Origin of the sequence: Aeromonas ichthyocola (genome assembly GCF_046087985.1) — a bacterium.
GTDB classification, from domain to species: domain Bacteria; phylum Pseudomonadota; class Gammaproteobacteria; order Enterobacterales; family Aeromonadaceae; genus Aeromonas; species Aeromonas rivipollensis.
This window is the reverse complement of sequence record NZ_JBJSWH010000005.1, coordinates 328,040-347,753: the sequence shown is the minus strand read 5'-3', so window position 1 is coordinate 347,753 and position 19,714 is coordinate 328,040. Positions and strand designations below refer to the sequence as shown.

The 19,714-nt window shown below is 60.6% G+C and carries 10 protein-coding genes, 14 tRNA genes and 3 pseudogenes; 4 read left to right on the top strand and 23 right to left on the bottom strand.

Annotated elements, in window-relative coordinates; genetic code table 11:
- Positions 1 to 46: 46 nt before the first annotated feature.
- Positions 47 to 1,187: pseudogene (gene chrA, locus ACF2JD_RS16775) on the top strand (chromate efflux transporter).
- A 71-nt stretch (positions 1,188 to 1,258) separates the two neighbouring features.
- On the opposite strand, the gene msrB reads toward chrA, so the two are convergent.
- The 4 genes from msrB to malQ form a co-directional block, all read right to left on the bottom strand.
- On the bottom strand, positions 1,259 to 1,651 hold the full coding sequence (gene msrB, locus ACF2JD_RS16770; RefSeq protein ID WP_111913281.1) for a peptide-methionine (R)-S-oxide reductase MsrB: 393 nt from the start codon (positions 1,649 to 1,651) through the stop codon (positions 1,259 to 1,261).
- Between the two features lie 56 nt (positions 1,652 to 1,707).
- Positions 1,708 to 3,849: a glycogen debranching protein GlgX gene (gene glgX / locus ACF2JD_RS16765; protein ID WP_440987815.1), complete on the bottom strand. Its 2,142-nt coding sequence runs from the start codon at positions 3,847 to 3,849 to the stop codon at positions 1,708 to 1,710.
- Entirely contained in the window at positions 3,849 to 6,026 is a 2,178-nt protein-coding gene (gene glgB, locus ACF2JD_RS16760) for a 1,4-alpha-glucan branching protein GlgB (protein ID WP_440987814.1), read from the bottom strand. Before glgB ends, glgX begins: the two co-directional genes overlap by 1 nt.
- 82 nt (positions 6,027 to 6,108) lie before the next feature.
- Positions 6,109 to 8,298, bottom strand: a complete 2,190-nt coding sequence (gene malQ, locus ACF2JD_RS16755) for a 4-alpha-glucanotransferase (RefSeq protein ID WP_440987813.1) — start codon at positions 8,296 to 8,298, stop codon at positions 6,109 to 6,111.
- A gap of 345 nt (positions 8,299 to 8,643) precedes the next feature.
- Between malQ and gap the strand changes: the two genes are divergently transcribed.
- On the top strand, positions 8,644 to 9,639 hold the full coding sequence (gene gap / locus ACF2JD_RS16750; RefSeq protein ID WP_033129683.1) for a type I glyceraldehyde-3-phosphate dehydrogenase: 996 nt from the start codon (positions 8,644 to 8,646) through the stop codon (positions 9,637 to 9,639).
- Between the two features lie 84 nt (positions 9,640 to 9,723).
- Positions 9,724 to 10,614 (top strand): annotated as a pseudogene (locus tag ACF2JD_RS16745) (D-hexose-6-phosphate mutarotase).
- A gap of 88 nt (positions 10,615 to 10,702) precedes the next feature.
- Here ACF2JD_RS16745 and nadA read toward each other — a convergent pair.
- The gene (nadA, locus tag ACF2JD_RS16740; protein ID WP_440987812.1) at positions 10,703 to 11,776 is read right to left on the bottom strand and encodes a quinolinate synthase NadA; all 1,074 of its coding nucleotides are present in this window, start codon (positions 11,774 to 11,776) and stop codon (positions 10,703 to 10,705) included.
- 140 nt (positions 11,777 to 11,916) lie between these two features.
- On the opposite strand from nadA, the pseudogene ACF2JD_RS16735 reads away from it, so the two are divergent.
- Positions 11,917 to 14,010: pseudogene (locus ACF2JD_RS16735) on the top strand (methyl-accepting chemotaxis protein).
- 47 nt (positions 14,011 to 14,057) lie between these two features.
- On the opposite strand, the gene ACF2JD_RS16730 reads toward ACF2JD_RS16735, so the two are convergent.
- The 18 genes from ACF2JD_RS16730 to tolA form a co-directional block, all read right to left on the bottom strand.
- Positions 14,058 to 14,134, bottom strand: a tRNA-Val gene (locus ACF2JD_RS16730).
- A 17-nt stretch (positions 14,135 to 14,151) separates the two neighbouring features.
- Positions 14,152 to 14,227, bottom strand: a tRNA-Lys gene (locus tag ACF2JD_RS16725).
- Positions 14,228 to 14,249: 22 nt separating this feature from the next.
- Positions 14,250 to 14,325 (bottom strand) — tRNA-Val (locus tag ACF2JD_RS16720).
- Between the two features lie 18 nt (positions 14,326 to 14,343).
- Positions 14,344 to 14,419 (bottom strand) — tRNA-Lys (locus tag ACF2JD_RS16715).
- A gap of 34 nt (positions 14,420 to 14,453) precedes the next feature.
- Positions 14,454 to 14,529: transfer RNA gene (locus ACF2JD_RS16710), tRNA-Val, on the bottom strand.
- An 18-nt stretch (positions 14,530 to 14,547) separates the two neighbouring features.
- A tRNA-Lys gene (locus ACF2JD_RS16705) sits at positions 14,548 to 14,623 on the bottom strand.
- Between the two features lie 22 nt (positions 14,624 to 14,645).
- Positions 14,646 to 14,721, bottom strand: a tRNA-Val gene (locus ACF2JD_RS16700).
- Positions 14,722 to 14,739: 18 nt separating this feature from the next.
- Positions 14,740 to 14,815: transfer RNA gene (locus ACF2JD_RS16695), tRNA-Lys, on the bottom strand.
- Between the two features lie 23 nt (positions 14,816 to 14,838).
- Positions 14,839 to 14,914 (bottom strand) — tRNA-Val (locus ACF2JD_RS16690).
- 18 nt (positions 14,915 to 14,932) lie between these two features.
- Positions 14,933 to 15,008: transfer RNA gene (locus tag ACF2JD_RS16685), tRNA-Lys, on the bottom strand.
- 22 nt (positions 15,009 to 15,030) lie between these two features.
- A tRNA-Val gene (locus tag ACF2JD_RS16680) sits at positions 15,031 to 15,106 on the bottom strand.
- A 23-nt stretch (positions 15,107 to 15,129) separates the two neighbouring features.
- A tRNA-Lys gene (locus tag ACF2JD_RS16675) sits at positions 15,130 to 15,205 on the bottom strand.
- A 58-nt stretch (positions 15,206 to 15,263) separates the two neighbouring features.
- Positions 15,264 to 15,339, bottom strand: a tRNA-Val gene (locus ACF2JD_RS16670).
- A 32-nt stretch (positions 15,340 to 15,371) separates the two neighbouring features.
- A tRNA-Lys gene (locus ACF2JD_RS16665) sits at positions 15,372 to 15,447 on the bottom strand.
- 174 nt (positions 15,448 to 15,621) lie between these two features.
- Entirely contained in the window at positions 15,622 to 16,428 is an 807-nt protein-coding gene (gene ybgF / locus ACF2JD_RS16660; protein ID WP_162520034.1) for a tol-pal system protein YbgF, read from the bottom strand.
- A gap of 158 nt (positions 16,429 to 16,586) precedes the next feature.
- Positions 16,587 to 17,111, bottom strand: a complete 525-nt coding sequence (gene pal, locus ACF2JD_RS16655) for a peptidoglycan-associated lipoprotein Pal (RefSeq protein ID WP_005331552.1) — start codon at positions 17,109 to 17,111, stop codon at positions 16,587 to 16,589.
- A gap of 50 nt (positions 17,112 to 17,161) precedes the next feature.
- Positions 17,162 to 18,487: a Tol-Pal system beta propeller repeat protein TolB gene (gene tolB, locus ACF2JD_RS16650; RefSeq protein WP_041206742.1), complete on the bottom strand. Its 1,326-nt coding sequence runs from the start codon at positions 18,485 to 18,487 to the stop codon at positions 17,162 to 17,164.
- Between the two features lie 93 nt (positions 18,488 to 18,580).
- Positions 18,581 to 19,714, bottom strand: a complete 1,134-nt coding sequence (gene tolA / locus ACF2JD_RS16645) for a cell envelope integrity protein TolA (RefSeq protein ID WP_163157922.1) — start codon at positions 19,712 to 19,714, stop codon at positions 18,581 to 18,583.

The following is a 19,714-nucleotide window of genomic DNA, read 5'->3' as shown; positions in this document are numbered from 1 at the left end:
TCATCTCCACCATCGATGGATGCGAAAGAGGGATGAGGAGAAGAGCGTGGGACAGGTATTCCTTCAATTTCTGTGGCTGGGCTGCATCAGCTTCGGCGGGCCGGCCGCCCATATCGGCTACTTCCAGCGCACTTTTGTCCAGCGCCTGGGCTGGCTCAGCCAGGCCGAGTTTGCCCAGCTGCTGGCCCTGTGCCAGCTGTTGCCCGGCCCCGCCTCCAGCCAGCTCGGTTTTGCCATCGGCCGCCACCGGGCGGGCCTTGGGGGAGCGCTCGCCGCCTTCATCGGCTTCACCCTGCCCTCCTTCCTGCTGTTGCTGGTTGCCGCCATCGGCGTGGGCCAGCTAGGCAATAACCTCTGGCTGGATGCCGCCCTGCACGGCCTCAAGCTGCTGGCACTGGTGGTGGTGGCGGATGCCGTGCTCACCATGAGCCGCCAGTTCTGCAAGACGGTGTTGCAACAGGGAGTCATGGTGGCGACCGCCGCCGCCCTCTGGTGGCAGCCCGGTCTGCTGACCCAGCTGGGTATGCTTTTGGGGGGCCCTGCTCTGCGCCCAGCGGGAGGCGGTCGGCGCCTCTCCTGCCCTCACTCTGCCAGCCCGTCGCGCCCCCCACTGGCCGACCCTGCTGCTGTTTGCCCTGCTGTTTGTCGGCCTGCCGCTGCTGGCCCAAGGCCCCGCCAGCCAGCTGGTCGCCGACTTCTATCGGGCGGGCAGCCTGGTGTTTGGCGGCGGCCACGTGGTGCTGCCCCTGTTGCAGGAGAGCGTCGGCCACAGCCTCAGCCAGCAGCAATTCCTGACCGGCTACGGCCTGGCTCAGCTGGTGCCCGGCCCCATGTTCACCCTGGCCAGCTACCTCGGCGCCCAGCTGTTGCCCGCCACGCCGCTGGCGGGCGCCCTGCTGGCAACCCTCGCACTATTTTTGCCGGGCTTTTTGCTGCTGTGGGCCCTGGGCCCCTGCTGGCAGAGCTGGCTGGCCCACCCCAGGCTGGCGGGGGCCGTGGCCGGCATCAACGCCGCCGTGGTGGGGCTGCTGCTGGCCGCCCTCTATCAGCCTGTGTGGCAGAGCGCCGTGCTGGCACCGGCCGATCTGGCGCTGGCCGCCATCGCCTTCTATCTGCTGCGCGTCATCAGGCTGCCCATACTGGCGCTCGCCGCCCTGCTGGTGGGGGCCAGCCTGCTGCTGATCTGAGGGCCAACCAGGACCCCATAAAAAAATGGCGCCTCCGCAAGCGGAGGCGCCATTTTTCATTTCTGACGCTTTCAGGCGTCGGTATCGGGCTCGAAGTCCAGGCTCAGGCTGTTGACGCAGTAGCGCTGGCCTGTCTCGGTCGGCCCGTCCGGGAAGACATGACCCAGGTGGGAGCCGCACTGGCTGCAGGTGATCTCCACCCTTGCCATGCCGTGGCTGCGATCCTCTGTGTAGGTCACTGTCCCCTCGATGGCCCGATCGAAGGAGGGCCAGCCGCAGCCGGAGTCAAACTTGGCATCCGCATGGAACAGTACGCTCTTGCAGCAGACGCAGAGGTAGTCACCGCTCTTGCGATTGTGCAGCAGGGCGCCGCTGTAAGGGCGCTCTGTGCCCTTCTCCCAGCAGACGTGAAACTGCTCTGCACTCAACTTGCTGCGCCATTGCTCGGGATTGTTGCCCTTCATACTGACTCCTTGCCTTTTATCACGGCGCCCAGCATACCCACTCACACGCCCCGACTCTACCCCGCCAGCGGGAACTGTGATCCCGTTGGCAACACGGCGGCAACATCCGGCGTGGCGACCACCCCTTCCTTGGCCAGCGCCACCCCAGGCAGCGAAACCCGCTCCAGCAATTTGAGGGAGTGGGCACGCCCCACCGCCACCTGCCGCTTGATGTCGTCCGGCAGGAAAGGCAGGCCGTCGTTGGTGGCGGTGTCTATGGTCTGGATCCACTCCAGCCCCTCTCCCGGCGGCGGCAGGCGGAACTGGATGTCGTAGTCGCTGGCGTTGAACAGCACGTACCAGCGCTCCCCGCCGCACGCCAGCATGCCGATGTCCATGGCGAACGCCTGCCCCATGGGGGCGTGCCAGTCCTGATCGGTGAGCTGATGGCCATCGGGGTGATACCAGTTGACGCTGTGGCAGCTGGTCGAGGCGCCGTTCCAGCTGTCGTCGCTCAGTTGCAGGTTGGCGAAGACCCCCGACTCGGCCCGCAGCGCCATCATCTGGCGGGTGAAGGCGAGCAGCCGTTCATCCTCGGGGCGCAACTGCCAGTTGACCCAGCTTATCTGGTTGTCCTGGCAGTAGGCGTTGTTGTTGCCAAGCTGGCTGCGGCCCATCTCGTCCCCGGCCAGAAAGTGCGGCGTGCCCTGGGAGAGCAGCAGGGTGGCGATGAGGTTGCGCTTCTGCTGCTGGCGCAGGTTGTTGACCCTGGGGTCCAGGGTCGGTCCCTCCACCCCGTGGTTGTAGGAGAGGTTGTTGCCGTGGCCATCTCTGTTGTCTTCGCCGTTGGCCTGGTTGTGGCGCTGGTTGTAGGAGACCAGGTCCTCCAGGGTGAAGCCGTCGTGATAGCAGAGGTAGTTGACGCTGGTATGAGGGGAGCGCCAGTTCTTCGGGAAGAGATCCCGCGACCCCGCCAGCCGGGTGGCGAAGTCCCCCATCTTGCCCGCGTCGCCGCGCCAGAAGGCGCGCACAGTGTCGCGATAGCGGTCGTTTATCTCCAGCCACTGGCTCGGGAACTGGCCGAGGCGATAGCCGAAGGGGCCTATGTCCCAGGGCTCGGCAATCAGCCTCACCCGCGCCAGCACGGGATCCGCCAGCAGGGCCTTGAAGAAGGCGCTCATGGGGTCGAACTCCCCCGCCTCCCGCGCCAGGGTGACCGCCAGATCGAAGCGGAAACCGTCCACCTGCATCTCGGTGACCCAGTAGCGCAGGGCATCGAGCACCAGTCGCAGGCTGTTAGGGTGATCCAGGTTGACGCTGTTGCCGCAGCCGGTGACGTTGGCATGGCGGTGGTAGTCAGGGCCGTGGGCCCCGGTCTCGAAGGCGTAGTAACCCGCGTTGTCGAACCCCTTGAGGGACAGCATGGGGCCGTCGACACCGGATTCGGCGGTGTGGTTGTAGACCACGTCCAGTATCACCTCGAGCCCGACCCGGTGCAGCTCTCGCACCATGGTCTTGAACTCGGTCACCGCCTCCCCCGCGCCATAGCGCGGCTCGGGGGCGAAGAAGGCGATGGGGTTGTAGCCCCAGTAGTTGGTGAGGCCAAGCTGCTCCAGGCGGGGCTCCGACATGAAGGCGGCCACCGGCATCAGCTGCACCGAGGTGACCCCGAGAGAGAGCAGGTGCTCTATCATCAGCGGATGGCTAACGCCGAAGTAGGTGCCCCGCAGCGCCTCGGGCACCCCGGGATGCTGGCGGGTGAAGCCCTTGACGTGGGTCTCGTAGAGCACCACCCGCTCGGGCGGGATCCCGGGCTTGCCGACCCCCTGCCAGTCGAAGGCATCGTCCACCACCACGGACTTGGCCACCATGGCCGCGCTGTCCCCCTGATAGAGGTCGTCATTCCAGCGGGTCGCCCGGCTGAGTGCCCTGGCATAGGGGTCGATCAGCAGCTTGTCCGGGTCGAACAGCATGCCCTCCTGGGGCATGCCATGAACCCGGTAGCCGTAACGCTGACCGGCCTTCACCCCGCGCACATAGCCGAATCTGTATTGGCCGCGCCGACCGGGCAGGGCCAGCCGGACCAGCTCCTGCTCCTGCTCGTCGAACAGACAGAGCTCCACCTTGTCCGATTGGGGGGCCCAGACGCAGAAGTGGCAGCCTGCCTCGTCGAGCCGGGCCCCCAGCGGGTAGTCCACCCCATTTTCCATTACAAACATCAGGACTCCTGTTTGATGAACAAGGTCGCGAGCGGCGGCAAGTCCAGCACTATGCTGTGCGCCATCCCCTGCCAGGGGGTCGGCTCGGCGATTAAGGTCAGACCCACATCATAGTTGCTGCCCCAGTAATGCTCGCTATCTGTGTTGAGCACCACGGCATAGCGGCCCGCCTCCGGCACCCCGAGGCGATAGGCGAGGCGCGGCACAGGGGTGAAGTTGGAGGCGATCACCACAGGATTGGCCCCCTGCTTGTCGGCGCGCAGCCAGGCGAAGATGCTGTTGTCGGCATCGTTATGATCCAGCCAGCGGAAGCCGCTCTGCTCATAATCCGCCTGATACAAGGCAGCTTCATGACGATAGAGCCGGTTGAGATCGCGGATCAGCCGTTGCTGGCCGCCGTGCTTGGGGAATTGCAGCAGGTGCCAGGGCAGCTGGGCATCGTGATTCCACTCGTTGCTCTGGGCGATTTCAGTGCCCATGAAGTTGAGCTTCTTGCCCGGATGGCCATACATGAAGCCCATGTAGGCCCGCAGGTTCGCGGCCTGCTGCCACTCGTCACCTGGCATCTTGTAAAGCAGGGAGTGCTTGCCGTGCACCACCTCGTCGTGGGACAGGGCCAGGATGAAGTTCTCGTCATAGTGATAGACCATGGAGAAGGTCATCTCGTTGTGGTGATAACGGCGGTGGATAGGCTCCTTCTGCATGTAGCTCAGAGTGTCGTGCATCCAGCCCATATTCCACTTGAAGCCAAACCCGAGGCCACCCAGGAAGGTGGGTTTGGAGACACCGGCAAAGGCGGTGGACTCCTCGGCTATGGTCATGGTGTGGGGATACTTGCCGTACACCTCCTCGTTGGTCCACTTCAAGAGGCTGATGGCCTCGTAGTTGTGGTTGCCCCCGTCGACGTTCGGCACCCACTCACCGGCGTTGCGGGAATAATCCAGATAGAGCATGGAGGCCACCGCATCCACCCGCAGACCGTCGATGTGGAACTTGTCGAGCCAGAACAGGGCGCTCGCCACCAGGAACTGGCGCACGTTGTTGCGACCGAAATCGTAGATGTAGGAGTTCCAGTCCGGGTGCCAGCCACGGCGCGGATCCTCGTACTCGTAGAGCGGGGTGCCGTCGAAGCGGGCGAGACCATGGGCATCGGCCGGGAAGTGGGCAGGCACCCAGTCGAGGATGACGCCTATGCCGACCTGGTGGCAGGCGTCGACGAAATGCTTGAAGTCATCGGCACTGCCGTAGCGACTGGTGGGGGAGAACATGCCCACCGGCTGATAGCCCCAGGAGCCGCTGAAGGGGTGCTCGGAAACCGGCATCAGTTCGATGTGGGTGTAGCCCATCTCGGTGACGTAGTTGACCAGCTCCACCGCCAGCTCGCGCCAGTTCAGGCTGTCCCCGTTGGGGTGACGCTTCCAGGAGCCCACGTGCAGCTCGTAGATGGAGAGCGGCTGCTCCCGCTTGTCGTTGCGCTGGCTCTCGCGCCAGGCGGCATCCTGCCACTGGTACTGCTCGTGGTCGTGGATGACGGAGGCGAACGACGGGTACTGCTCGCAGTAGAAGCCGACCGGATCGCTCTTGTGGGGCAGGCGATGGCCGGCCGGATCTTTCAGTTCGAACTTGTAACGGTCTCCGGCCTTGAGGCCCGGCACAAACAGTACCCAGTGACCGCACTGGCTGCGCTGCATGGGGTGGCGACGGCCATCCCAGAAGTTGAAATCGCCGATCAGGCTCACCGCCGTGGCGCTCGGCGCATAGACGGCGAAGCGCACCCCCGCCACCTGCTGACCGAGATGCTCCACGGTGCGCAGCTGCGCGCCCAGGGTGTGGTAGAGGTTTTCCGGCTGGAAGCTCAGTTCAGCCAATCCTTCCCAGGCGGCAGCCTGGAATTGGTAAGGGTCGATGGATTCGGCACTGGCATCGGGGTAGCTGGCGATCAGCTGATAGGGGAAGGGATTCTTGCGGCGAGTGAAAACAGTTTCAAAAAGGCCCGCTTCGTCGGCGGCGGTCAGGGTGGCAACTATCTTGCCTGACTTGAGGTCCCTGACCCGGACCTCGAGGGCATCCGGCAACCAGGCCGTCAGTTTCAGGCCTGGCCCATCCGGATTGGCCAGCAGGCCTAGATGGGAGAAGGGATCGGCACAGCGGGCGGCAACCAAACGTTCAACGGGCATCGACATTTCCTTTCATGGCTGAACATCCGCTCCGGCCTGGGCCGAAGCGGATGAAAGTGAGTCACATGTTGACAGCAAGGGCTCAACGACTGGCCTCGTCACGGGCCTGGCTCATCTTGCCCGCCAGCGCCTTGAGCGCCTCATCGGCAAAAATATCTTCCAGATCCTTTGAAAGCTTGCGACGCCAGTTCGGGTATTCGTAACTGGTGCCCGGCACGTTGACCGGCTTGTCCATCTCCAGCCAGTCTTCCAGCTGGGTACTGAACAGGGCACAGCTGCCGCGGGACATGTGCAGTTGCAGGCCATGGTTGAGTTCGGTGTTCATCCCGACCCAGTTCACGTCATGGCTGATGTTGCCAGAGATGACCCCATGGGCATGCAGGCTGTCAAGGATCCGCTGCTTGGCCTGGTGGCGATCAGCATACAGGGTCTTGAGTACCTCTTCATCCGGGTACAGGCCCAGCTCGCGGCCCAGCGCCAGATCGTCGCAATGCCAGAAGCCCTTCAGGGTCGGCATGTCGTGGGTGGTCAGGGCAGACATCGCCTGCTCGGTGTAGTGCGCCGGGGAGATGAAACCGCCGTCCCCCTTGGAGCGCTCGAAGAAGAACACCTTGTAGGAGTGAACGCCGTTCTCTTTGAGGGTCACGTCTATGCCTTCCGGCACTGTGCCGAGATCTTCACCGATCAGCAGGCACTGGTTACGGTGGGACTCGAGGGCAAGTATCCCCAGCAGGTCGTTGACCGGATAGTAGATGTAGGCGCCCTTGGCGGCGGACGCTCCGGGCGGAACCCACCACAGGCGCAGCAAGGCCATCACATGGTCGATGCGCAGCGCGCCGCAGGCGCGCATGTTGGCGCGGAACAGATCCACCATGGGCTGATAGGCTGCCTCGAACAGCTGGTTCGGGTTCATGGGGGGCAGGCCCCAGTTCTGACCGAGGGGGCCCAGGATGTCGGGCGGCGCACCGACCGAGGCTTTCGGGCAGTAGAGATCCCGGTTGGCCCAGATCTCGGTGGAGCCTTCGGAGACGCCCACCGCCAGATCCCGGTAGATCCCCATCACCATGCCGGCGGCCTTGGCGCGGGCATCGGCCTGGGCCAGCTGCTCATCGGCCAGGAACTGCAGATAGAGATAGAAATTCACATCCTGGCTGTGCTCCTGCATCCAGGCAGCCACTTCCGGGTTGTGGTAATCGCGGAAGGCATCCGGCCAGACCGGCCAGCCCCAGGCGTTCTCACCCTTGCTATAGAAATGGGCCTGCAGGGCATCAAAGGCGGCCTGCTGTTGCAGGCTGTCGCCACCGGCGGCCACGAAGGCATCGAAGGCGGCCTGACGCTCGGCGCTGAGCCTGGCCTCATCGAACACCTGGCGCAGCATGCCGATCTTGGTCTCGATGACGCCGGTGTAATCCACGTTCTCCTTGGCCCGCAGGGAGGCCAGATGCTGCTGGAAGGCCGGGCTCGCCACATCGGCCTTGAGCCGCTCGTTGGCCAGAAACTCGGGCACGGCTTCCACATTGATGTAGGCCACGTTGAGCCAGCGGCGGGAAGAGGGGCTGTAGGGGCTGGCACTCTCGGGATTCGCAGGATAGAGGGCATGGATGGGGTTCAGCCCCACGAAATGGGCTCCCCAGGCGGCGGCCTGCTCGACCAGCTGGCCAAGGTCGCTGAAATCACCTATGCCCCAGTTGTGGCGGCTGCGCAGGCAGTAGAGCTGCACGCTCGGGCCCCACACCTTGCGGCCGTTGGCGATGGGCGCCTGCTTGTAGCAGGACTTGGGCGCGACTATGAGGCGCATGATGGCTAGCGGCTCGTCGTTGCCCTCTTCCAGCAGCACCAGCTGGTGATAGCCGAGCTCCGGCTGCACATCCAGCGCGACTCTATAGGCCTGGCACTCAATCTCCTCGAATTCGGCGACGCCGACCAGTTCCCCTTCGATGGGGGTCAGCTGGCCGGACAACAGGGCTCCCTGCTCCAGCACTATCTGCCAGTGGAGGGCGTCGTTGACGAACTCTATGGGCAGACGAACCTCGAGGCTGATGGGGTCGCCACTGCGCACTACCATCACGGGATCCAGAGGCCGCAACCAGTGCTGACGGTGCTCCTGCTCCAGCTGCTCGGTCAGGGCGGCCTCGTCGTCGACGCGGTAGCCCATGGCGCCCAGCATGGCGGCCTTGCTCTCTTCGGATACCTGGGCCGGGTGGCCCCAGGCATCAACATACTCACTGGCGATACCTTTTGCGGCAGCCAGCTGTTCAATCAGGGTGGTCATAGTTTGAGAATTCCCGCTGTGGATTCTATCTACACTATTTGTGATTAATTTTTATGGGTGGTACTTGAACAGTGGCTCTTTGGCCATGCTAAACCGCGCACATTTTTACATATCTCCCCGGCTGGTTGTGTGACCGAACAGGCACTATTGTTGATCTCTGCGACCGGATCCGCTGATGATGCATTCGACAAAAGTTGGTAGCCAGTTACATAAAACGAAAATAAATTTCACAGTTTTTCATGATATAGCGCAATTTCGCGCAGATTGTTGGTTGACTCACCGGTGAGTTCTAGTAAATTTACAAACGGAATTTTCTTTGACTACTGAACAGTTAGGTAACCAAATATGACTATCAAAGTAGGTATTAACGGTTTTGGCCGCATCGGTCGTTTCGTGTTCCGTCTGGCCGCTGAGCGTGCTGACATCGAAGTGGTTGGTATCAACGACCTGATCGACGTTGACTACATGGCTTACATGCTGAAGTACGATTCAACTCACGGTCGTTTCAACGGTACCGTTGAAGTTAAAGACGGCAACCTGGTTGTTAACGGCAAAACCGTACGTGTTACCGCTGAGCGTGACCCGGCAAACCTGAAATGGGATGCTATCGGTGTTGACGTTGTTGCCGAAGCTACCGGTCTGTTCCTGGACGACGCCACTGCTCGCAAGCACATCGCTGCCGGTGCCAAGAAAGTCGTACTGACCGGCCCGTCCAAAGACGCTACCCCTATGTTCGTCATGGGTGTTAACGACTCTACCTACGCTGGCCAGGACATCGTTTCCAACGCTTCCTGCACCACCAACTGCCTGGCCCCGATCGCCAAGGTTCTGAACGATACCTTCGGTATCGAATCCGGCCTTATGACCACTGTCCACGCTACCACTGCTACCCAGAAGACCGTTGATGGTCCGTCTGCCAAAGACTGGCGCGGTGGCCGCGGTGCGGCTCAGAACATCATCCCGTCCTCTACCGGTGCTGCCAAGGCTGTTGGCGTTGTTATCCCGGAACTGAACGGCAAACTGACCGGCATGGCTTTCCGCGTACCGACTCCGGACGTGTCCGTTGTTGACCTGACCGTCAACCTGAAGAAAGCTGCCACCTACGCAGAAATCTGCGCAGCCATGAAAGCAGCCTCCGAAGGCTCCATGAAGGGCGTGCTGGGCTACACCGAAGATCAAGTGGTTTCCACCGACTTCCTGGGTGAGCGTCAGACTTCTGTGTTCGATGCCAAGGCTGGTATCGCACTGAACGACAAATTCGTTAAAGTTGTATCCTGGTACGACAACGAAATGGGCTACTCCAGCAAGGTTCTGGATCTGATCGCTCACATCTCCAAGTAATTTGGGATGCGCAATCGCGTAGCTTGAAAAAAGGCGGCCATTGGCCGCCTTTTTGTATTCTGGATCTGCCGACCTCTTCCTTGAATGTGCGCGAGCACAGGAGTCTCCATGCAACCGGACACGCACTCTGACAGCCCACTGTACCCTCAGCCACCCCGCGGATGGCCAGCCTCTGCTGACCATCAACAACGAGCATGCCAGGGCGGAGATCAGCCTGTTTGGCGCCCATGTACTGCGCTATCAGCGCCACGGCGAACCCGCCTCGCTCTGGCTCAGCGACAAGGCCGTGCTGGATGGCAGCAAGCCGATCCGGGGCGGCATCCCCCTGTGCTGGCCCTGGTTCGGCCCCTCCCCCGCTCGCGTCGGCAGCGGCAAGCCATCCCACGGCTTCGCCCGCACCAGCCTGTGGACCCTGGATGGCGTCTCCGATCACGGGGATGGCACCCTGGTCCATCTGTCTCTGCGCGACACCGACGCCACCGTGCCCTCTGGCCCCACGCCTTCGAGCTGGAGCTGGATGTGCTGGTGGGCAAGGAGCTCTCCCTGGTGTTGACCACCCGCAACACCGGCAAGACGCCCCTCACCTACAATGCGGCCCTGCACACCTATCTGCAGATAAGTGCCCCAGAGGCTGTCAGCGTGACCGGGCTGGGTGAGCCTTATGCCGACAAGCTGACGGGGCAGGATGGGCAGCAGCAGGGCGCTCTGACGCTCACAGCTGCCATTGATCGGGTCTACCACCAAGCCGAGACCATGGTGATGGTCAAGGATGGCGATCGCACCACTAAAGTGGTGAGCGGCAACAACGACAGCGTCGTGGTCTGGACCCCCTGGCTGGAAGGGGCCACCGCCATGGCGGACATGAGCGACGATGGCTACCGCACCATGCTCTGCGTCGAGGCGGCCATCACGGCCGAGGCTGGCGTCGTTATCGCGCCGGATGAGGAGCACAGCTTCTCTACCGTGGTCATCTGATCTTCGTCTTCGCGAAACCCATAACGAAAGAGGGCACCCCAACGGGTGCCCTCTTCTATTCAGCCTTTCTATTCAACTCTTCGCACACTCAGGCGTTGCCCTGGGTCTTGAGCTTGAGCTCGGCAGCGAAGTTCAGCATGCGATCCAGCGGGATCAGTGCCTTCACCCGCAACTCCTGGTCCACCAGGATCTCGTGACGCTCCGCGCCATCGGTCAGAGCCTCCTTGATCGCCACCAGGCCGTTCATCGCCATCCAGGGACAGTGGGCGCAGCTGCGGCAGGTGGCGCCATCGCCACCGGTCGGTGCTTCCACCATCTCCTTGTCCGGGCAGGCCTGCTGCATCTTGTAGAAGATGCCGCGATCGGTCGCCACTATCAGCTTCTGCTGGGGCAGCTCACGGGCCGCCTTGATGAGCTGGCTGGTCGAACCCACCGCATCAGCCAGTTCGATGACGGAAGCCGGGGACTCCGGGTGCACCAGCACGGCCGCGTCCGGGTTCTGGGCCTTGAGCTCGCGCAGGGCCTTGGCCTTGAACTCGTCATGGACTATGCAGTGACCCTGCCAGCGCAGCATCTCGGCGCCCGTCTTCTTCTCGATGTAGGCACCCAGGTGTCTGTCCGGACCCCAGATGATCTTGTGGCCCTGGCTGTCCAGGTGCTCGACTATCTCGAGCGCAATGCTGGAGGTGACCACCCAGTCGGCCCGCGCCTTCACCGCCGCCGAGGTATTGGCATAGACCACGACTATATGGTCGGGATGGGCATCGCAGAAGGCGGAGAACTGGTCGATGGGGCAGCCCAGATCCAGGGAGCACTCAGCCTCCAGGGTCGGCATCAGCACCCGCTTGTGCGGGCTCAGGATCTTGGAGGTCTCCCCCATGAAGCGCACACCGGCCACGATCAGGGTCTGGGCGGCGTGATCACGACCGAAGCGAGCCATCTCGAGGGAGTCGCCGACGAAACCGCCGGTGGCCTCGGCCAGCGCCTGGATCTCGGGATCCGTGTAATAGTGGGCAACCAGCACGGCCTGACGCGCCTCGAGCAGCGCCTTGATCTCGATGATCAGGGCCGCCTTCTGTTCGGCAGTCAGGGGAGCCGGTTTGACCGGAAAGGGATAGTCCATCTCGATGACCGGAGGGACACTGATCAGTGCATTGCTCATTGCGACTGTTCCATCAACGCTTGGAAAGGCCAAAATTATAACCAGAAGCCGCGCACAAACCCATCAACAAATCGCGGTGCAGCGCAAGTGTCCGAATATACTCAAGTAATTCGTTGTCATTCTGCCAAAGGAGTTGTCGAATGAAACAACGTTCCCTCAAAACCAAGCTGCTGTTGCTCACCATGGGGCTGTTTCTCTGACCAGCGGTCTCGCCATGACCCTGTTGCAGTCGGCCTCCTTCAGCACCCTGCGCAGCATGGTGATGCCCAGACCCGCGAGGCGCTGGAAGAGGAGGTCTCCCGCACCCTGCAGTTCCAGGCCGAACGCTATGCCATCCAGATCGCCTCGCTGATGCAGAACTCTATCAGGTGCCGCTGGGCATGGCCGCCCAGCTTGAAGCCAGGATGGCCAAGCCGGAACTGCGGTTGTCGCGGCCCCAGGTCGAGACGCTGCTCCACAGCAGCCTGCAGCAGGCGAGCGGGATCAGCTCCATCTACGCCCAGTTTGAACCGGATGGGTATGACGGCCAGGATGCCAACTGGCAGGCGGGGCCTCCCACTCGGTGGCAGGCAAGGGCAGTCTGGAGATCTACTTCACCAAGGGCCAGGGGGGCGGTCAGCCAGCAGCAGGTGGATGCCGCCACCAGCGAGGCCAAGTTCGACACCTCCCTCAACGAGTTCGGCATTCGCAACAGCGAGTGGTATCTCTGTGGCCGTGAGACCCGCCAACCCTGCCTGATGGAGCCCTACCTCTACGAGATAAGCCCGGGCAACAAGATGCTGATGACCAGCCTGACGGTGCCCGTGCTGCAAAGACGGCAAGTTTGTCGGCATCACCGGCGTCGACATGAACCTGCCCATCTTCCAGCAACTGGCTGAAAACCTTGGCAAGAGCCTGTATGACAACCAGGCCGAGGTCACCCTGGTCAGCAAGATGGGGCTCATCGTCGGCAGCAACCGTCATGCCGACAAGCTGGGGCGTCCGCTGACGGAGGTGGGCCTGACCGCCCCCACAGGAGCAGGGTCAGTAGCGACACCGACTTCATCCTGCAACAGCCGGTCGTATCGAGGCAGCCACATACCCAGTGGTGGCTGATGCTCAAGGTGCCCAAGGCGCTGGCACTGAGCCAGGCCAACACCATCAGCAACCAGCTGGGCGACTTGCTGGAGGCCACCCAGCAGCAACAGCTGATCCATCGTCGTCATCACCCTGCTGGCGCTGGCGCTGCTCATCTGGTTCATCCAGACCATCACAGCCCCCCTCTCCCTCATCAGCCGCCATGTATCCCACCTCTCCAGCAACGAGGGGGACCTGACCCAGCAGATGAGGATAGACACCCACCAGGAGCTGATCGAGCTGGGCGGCCACCTCAACGCCTTCCTCGGCAAGTTGCGCGGCATGGTGCAGGGCAGCAAGCAGATCGGCCAGCAGGTCACCAGCAGGCCCAGGGCATGAAGCAGACGGCCGACACCATGCGCAGCAGTCTGGACGAGCAGAGCTGGAGCTGGAGAGCGTGGTCAGCGCCATGCATCAGATGAGCACCACGGCGGTCAGCGTGGCGGGTTATGCCGAGCAGGCAGCCCAGGAGTCGGAAACGGCCACCCATCACATCAATACCGCCCAGCAGACCCTCAGCAATGCCCGCAACGAGATCCATACCCTGGTTGAAGACATGCATCGCCGACAAGGCGGTGGCGCTGGTGGCCCAGCGCAGCACCAATATCAGCCGTATTCTCGATGTGATCCGAGCCATTGCCGAGCAGACCAACCTGCTGGCGCTCAACGCAGCCATAGAGGCAGGCGCGGGCGGGAGACATGGGCGAGGCTTTGCGGTGGTGGCGGACGAAGTACGGGCGCTGGCCAACAAGACCCGGGAGTCCACCGACGAGATAGGCCAGCTCATCGGCAGCCTGCAGACCGAGGTGAGCAGCAGCCAGCAACTGATGAGCACCGGCATCACCCGCTCGGCCAGTACGGTGAGGGCACGGAACAGGCGTTCGAGGCCCTCAATCGGGTGGTCGCCCAGATCCAGCAGATCCACGATCACATCAGCCAGGTGGCCACCGCTGCCGAGCAGCAGAGTGCGGTCAGCGACACCATCAACCAGAACCTGATGCGGATCGGCGATACCGCCACCACCATTGGCAGGAGGCCAGTGCCAGCCATCACTGAGCGAGCAGCTGGAGCAGGCAGCCACGGCACTGGCCACCCAGCTCGACCGGCTGAGAACCTGATGACAACGGCCATAAAAAAAGCCCGCATCGTTGCGGGCTTTTCAATCTGGTGGTCGTTACTGGGATTTGAACCAGTGACCCCCTCCTTGTAAGGGAGGTGCTCTCCCAGCTGAGCTAAACGACCTGGGATTCTTTAAATGATGGTGGGTCGTGCTGGATTCGAACCAGCGACCAATTGATTAAAAGTCAACTGCTCTACCGACTGAGCTAACGACCCATCTAAATCATTTTTTACAAACTGGTGGTCGTTACTGGGCTCGAACCAGTGACCCCCTCCTTGTAAGGGAGGTGCTCTCCCAGCTGAGCTAAACGACCTGGGATAAGGCTAAATGATGGTGGGTCGTGCTGGATTCGAACCAGCGACCAATTGATTAAAAGTCAACTGCTCTACCGACTGAGCTAACGACCCATCTGTATCATTTTTTCTTTCTATTTCAAGAAAGTGGTGGTCGTTACTGGGCTCGAACCAGTGACCCCCTCCTTGTAAGGGAGGTGCTCTCCCAGCTGAGCTAAACGACCTGGGATATGGCTAAATGATGGTGGGTCGTGCTGGATTCGAACCAGCGACCAATTGATTAAAAGTCAACTGCTCTACCGACTGAGCTAACGACCCATCTAAATCATTTTTTACAAACTGGTGGTCGTTACTGGGCTCGAACCAGTGACCCCCTCCTTGTAAGGGAGGTGCTCTCCCAGCTGAGCTAAACGACCTGGGATAAGGCTAAATGATGGTGGGTCGTGCTGGATTCGAACCAGCGACCAATTGATTAAAAGTCAACTGCTCTACCGACTGAGCTAACGACCCATCTGTATCATTTTTTCAAAGCATGGTGGTCGTTACTGGGCTCGAACCAGTGACCCCCTCCTTGTAAGGGAGGTGCTCTCCCAGCTGAGCTAAACGACCTGGGATAAGGCTAAATGATGGTGGGTCGTGCTGGATTCGAACCAGCGACCAATTGATTAAAAGTCAACTGCTCTACCGACTGAGCTAACGACCCATCTAAATCATTTTTTACAAACTGGTGGTCGTTACTGGGCTCGAACCAGTGACCCCCTCCTTGTAAGGGAGGTGCTCTCCCAGCTGAGCTAAACGACCTGGGGGTATTCTGTGGTCAAGATTGGTGGGTCGTGCTGGGTTCGAACCAGCGACCAATTGATTAAGAGTCAACTGCTCTACCAACTGAGCTAACGACCCACACCTTTGCCTGGCACTGTTCACCTTCGGCAAACAGTTTCAACTCTACTCACAAATCTGGTGGTCGTTACTGGGCTCGAACCAGTGACCCCCTCCTTGTAAGGGAGGTGCTCTCCCAGCTGAGCTAAACGACCTGGGAATTCTGTCTTCACCCATTGTGAAGAAATGGTGGGTCGTGCTGGATTCGAACCAGCGACCAATTGATTAAAAGTCAACTGCTCTACCGACTGAGCTAACGACCCTCACCACGACCAGCTCCGAGCGCACTGCTGCACCGGCTCTGACGGCGGCCTATATTACGGATTTATCATCCTGGCGCAATAGAAAAATCTTAAATTAAATCTGTTTGCTCACTGCGCATACAAAGCAGAGCCGCATTTACAAGACTGTTACGAAAACAGTGACATGCAGCAATGTTACAGCTTGCCGAGGCTCTGCTTGGCCAACTGGGCTGGCGAGGTATTGGGGTAACCCTTGATCACCTGCTCATAGAAGGTCTTGGCTTCTGCTTTCTTACCATCGAGCTGCGCCAGCATGCCGAGTTTCAGCAGGGCATCGGCCCGCTTGGGCGACTTGCTGTACTTGTTCGCCACAGTGGAGAACTGGCTGGCTGCACCGGCTCTGTCACCCTTGTTGAACATCAGCTGGCCGAGCCAGTAATGCGCATTGGGAACATAGCTGGAGCTCGGGAACTGTTTGATGAACCCTTCGAAGGCAGGAATGGCCTTGTCGTAGTTCTTCTCCTTGAGCACCATGTTCACGGCTGCGTCATAGGCCTGGTTCTCGTCCTGATTGGTCGAGTAGTTGGCCGCGGCGGCAGGCGTCGTGGCGCCGGCTGCAGGAGTCGCGGGCGCTGCGGCGGCAGGCTGGCTGTTGGCCACCTTGTCGAGCTCCTGATAGAGCTGGCGCTGACGCTCTTGCGACTGCTCCATCTGGTAAGTCTGCTGCTCCAGCTGACCACGCAGTTCGGAGACTTCCCCTTGCAGGGAGTCGACCTGTTGTTGCAGCTCGGCCTGCAGGCGCAGACGGGCGTTCAGGGTGCGCTCCAGCAGGGCGACCCTGTCTTCCAGGCTGCCCGTGGGCACTATGGCACCGTTGTTGCCGCTAAGGACAACCCCACCACCCGAGTCACCGCCCAGATCGCTGACAGGAGCCGCCGCATGCGCATTCAGAGCAACCAATACGGCCAGCGCAACAACAGCTTGCTTGTACACAGATTTCATTCGGATCAAACCTTAGCGTTTAGTGCAAATAAAACGGCCAGCGCCATAGTCGCTCGCTTATACAGATTTCATTCGGATCAAACCTTGGCGTTTAGTGCAAATAAAACGGCCATCGAAATGGCCGCTTGCATATAAACGAACTTCGTTCGATTCAAACCTTAGTAAACCAGAACCGCACGGCGGTTTTTGGCAAAGGCATCCTCGGTGTGGGACAGATCCAGCGGCTTCTCTTCGCCATAGCTGACGATGGAGAGCTGCTCGGCCTGCACACCCAGGGTTTGCAGATACTTGGCAACGGCCTTGGCACGACGCTCGCCCAGGGCGATGTTGTATTCCGGAGTACCGCGCTCATCGGCGTGGCCTTCGATCAACACCTTGACGCTCGGACGCTCACGCAGGTAGCTGGCATGGGCATCCAGCAGGTCGGCGTACTGACCCTGAATGTCGTAACCATCGTACGGGAAGTAGATCACGTTATCGCGCTGCAGAGCTTCGAACTTCTGACGCATCTGCTCTTCCGGGGACAACATGCCGTTGGCGCCACCGGTTTGTACACCGCCCATGCCGTCGGTCATGCCAGACTCGGCGCCAGCGGCGTCGGAGTCGGAAGAAGAACTACAGGCAGCCAGGGTGAACAGTGGCAGTGCGATGGCCAGACCCTTGAGCAGTTTATTGAGTTGCATGCTATTTCCTTAAACCTTTATAACAAAACAAAAAACAATCGATTTTTTTATCAATTCAAGAAGGGCGACCAAGCTGGTGCACGAATTTCACCGCTACTGGTCGGAAGCACTGCCTTGAAGCGACCATCGGTCGACACCAACGCAAGACTCTTACGACCCTGATAGATGGTGGCATAAATGATCATGCTGCCATTGGGAGCCACACTTGGCGACTCATCGAGAGCACTCTGGGTCAGTACCAACATGGCTCCGTTTTCCATATCCTGGCGAGCGATGCGATATTGTCCCTGAACCCGGGTCACCACCACCATGGACTTGCCGTCCGGCGTGATGGATGCACCCTGGTTGGAATCCCCTTCCCAGGTCATCCGGCGAGTGACGCCAGTCGCCAAATTTACGCTATAAATCTGGGGTTTGCCACCACGTTCAGAGGTGAACAGCAAAGTTTGACCGTCCGGCATCCAGGAGGGTTCGGTGTCTATGGTACGGTTATTTGTGACTCGAGTGAGTTGCTTGCTAGCAACATCAACAACATAGAGATCAGGCTGCCCATCTTTGGACAAAACAATAGCCAAACGGCGACCATCTGGTGACCACTCTGGGGCACCGTTGATGCCGCGGAAACTGGTGATCAAACTGCGTTGCTGGGTATAGATGTCCTGCACATAGATTTCGGACTTCTGGTTCTCGAAGCTCACATAGGCCAGCTTGCTGCCATCCGGCGACCAGGCCGGTGACATCAGCGGCTCGCGGGAGCGCAGCAGGGTCTTCTCGTTGTAGCCATCGTAATCGGAGATACGCAGCTGGTACGGGAACTGGGTGCCCTGCTGGACGGAGACATAGGCCAGTCGGGTCAGGAAGGCACCACGCTCACCGGTCAGGCGCTCGTAGACAATGTCGGAGATGCGGTGGGCGAACTGGCGCATCTGGGCACCCGGTATGGTCGCCATGCGGCTGTCGAGGATGTAACCATTCGCTTCGCCGCCCTGGGTCTTGGCCAGCTGGCCCTTCAGCACGTCGACAAGCTCGAAGTTGATCTTGTAGGTGCCATCACCGACCGCCGCGATGGAACCGACCACCACGGCCTCCACACCCTGGGACGCCCAGGGGGCGAAGTTGATCTCGCCACTGCTACTCGGGGTCTGCGGCATCTGGCCACGGGCCAGCGGCTTGAACTTGCCGCTGCGCATCAGGTCGTTGGAGACCACCTCGGCGATGTCCTGTGGCAGTTGACCATTGCCCTCCCACTTGAAGGGGGCTATGGCGATGGGGCGCGCACTGTCAATACCGCCTGTGATGACGATGTCCAAGGCCGCCTGAGCGCTCTGGCCTAGCAGAAGGCAGCCAACCAAAGCAAAAAACACTTTTCTTATCATGGCTTAAATACTCTGTTCCAATAAAAATGATAGGTGAAATTCCTTTATCAGCAGATGCTGCCAACCACGGTCAATGACCCCGTTTTATCACGTCTAGATGCTAGGTTCTAACTTGAGGTTAAGTTCCTTCAACTGCTCGAATACCGCAGGATCCTTCGGCACCGGCAACTGATTCGCCTTCAGCACAGCCGCCTTGCCGGAGCGGCAGACCGCCGGGTCACCCTGACCGTTGTCCACCGAGATGACGAAGCCGGTACTGGCCAATTTGACACCGATAGTACAGGTTTTGCCCCGCATGGTGGGATCCAAAATCATATAGCGCTCCACCGTGGCGGCGATGAGGGCGGCATATTTCTGGGCTTCCCCCTGAGCCGCAGCCGATGCGGCCTGGCTGCGGGAATTGGCCTCGGCCTCCAGCTGCTGCTGCATCATGGCTTCCATCTCTTTCTGCAACTTGGCCTCCTCGGCCGCCTTGCGCTTGCGCTCAGCCTCTATCTTGGCCTTCTTGTCAGCCTCGGCCTTCGCCTTCTTGTCTGCGTCAGCTTTTGCCTTCTTGGCGGCTTCATCTGCAGCCTTTTTCTCTGCCTCAGCCTTGGCCTTCTTCTCGGCTTCCGCCTTGGCTTTCTTCTCAGCCTCGGCCTTGGCCTTCTTGTCGGCTTCAGCCTTCTTGGCCGCATCCGCCTTCGCCTTGGCTTTCTCTTCGGCCTGCTTCTTCTCCAGCTCTTCTTTCTTTTTCTTGAGCGCCAGCGCCTTGGCGAGTTCCTCTTCCTGGCGCTTGGCTTCGGCCTGCTTGGTCTTCTGCGCCTCCAGCTTGCGGGCTTCCTCGGCCTTCTGGGCCTGCTCTTCCGCCTGCTTCTGCTCGGCTACCTTCTTCTGCTTCTCGGTCTCGGCCTTGCGGGTGGCCTCTTCGGCCTCCTTGCGCTTGGTCTCGGCGATGCGCAGACGCTCCTGCTCCTTCGCCAGCTCGCGCCGGGCCTGATCGGCGTCTTCCTTGTCCTTCTCTTTCTGCTGCTGGGCAGCCTTGGGCTGAGCTTTCTGCTGCTGGATCTGCTGTGCCTGTTGCTCCAGGAACTCGCTGTCCAGCATCACCGCATTGACGATCTGTCCCTTCGACTCGGGGCGCTTGGGCTTGCTGAAGTCGACACCGACCAGCAGTATGATGCCGATGATCAGATGCAGCAGCAGCGACGCGACGAGATAACCGGAAATACCACGCTTCACATCCAT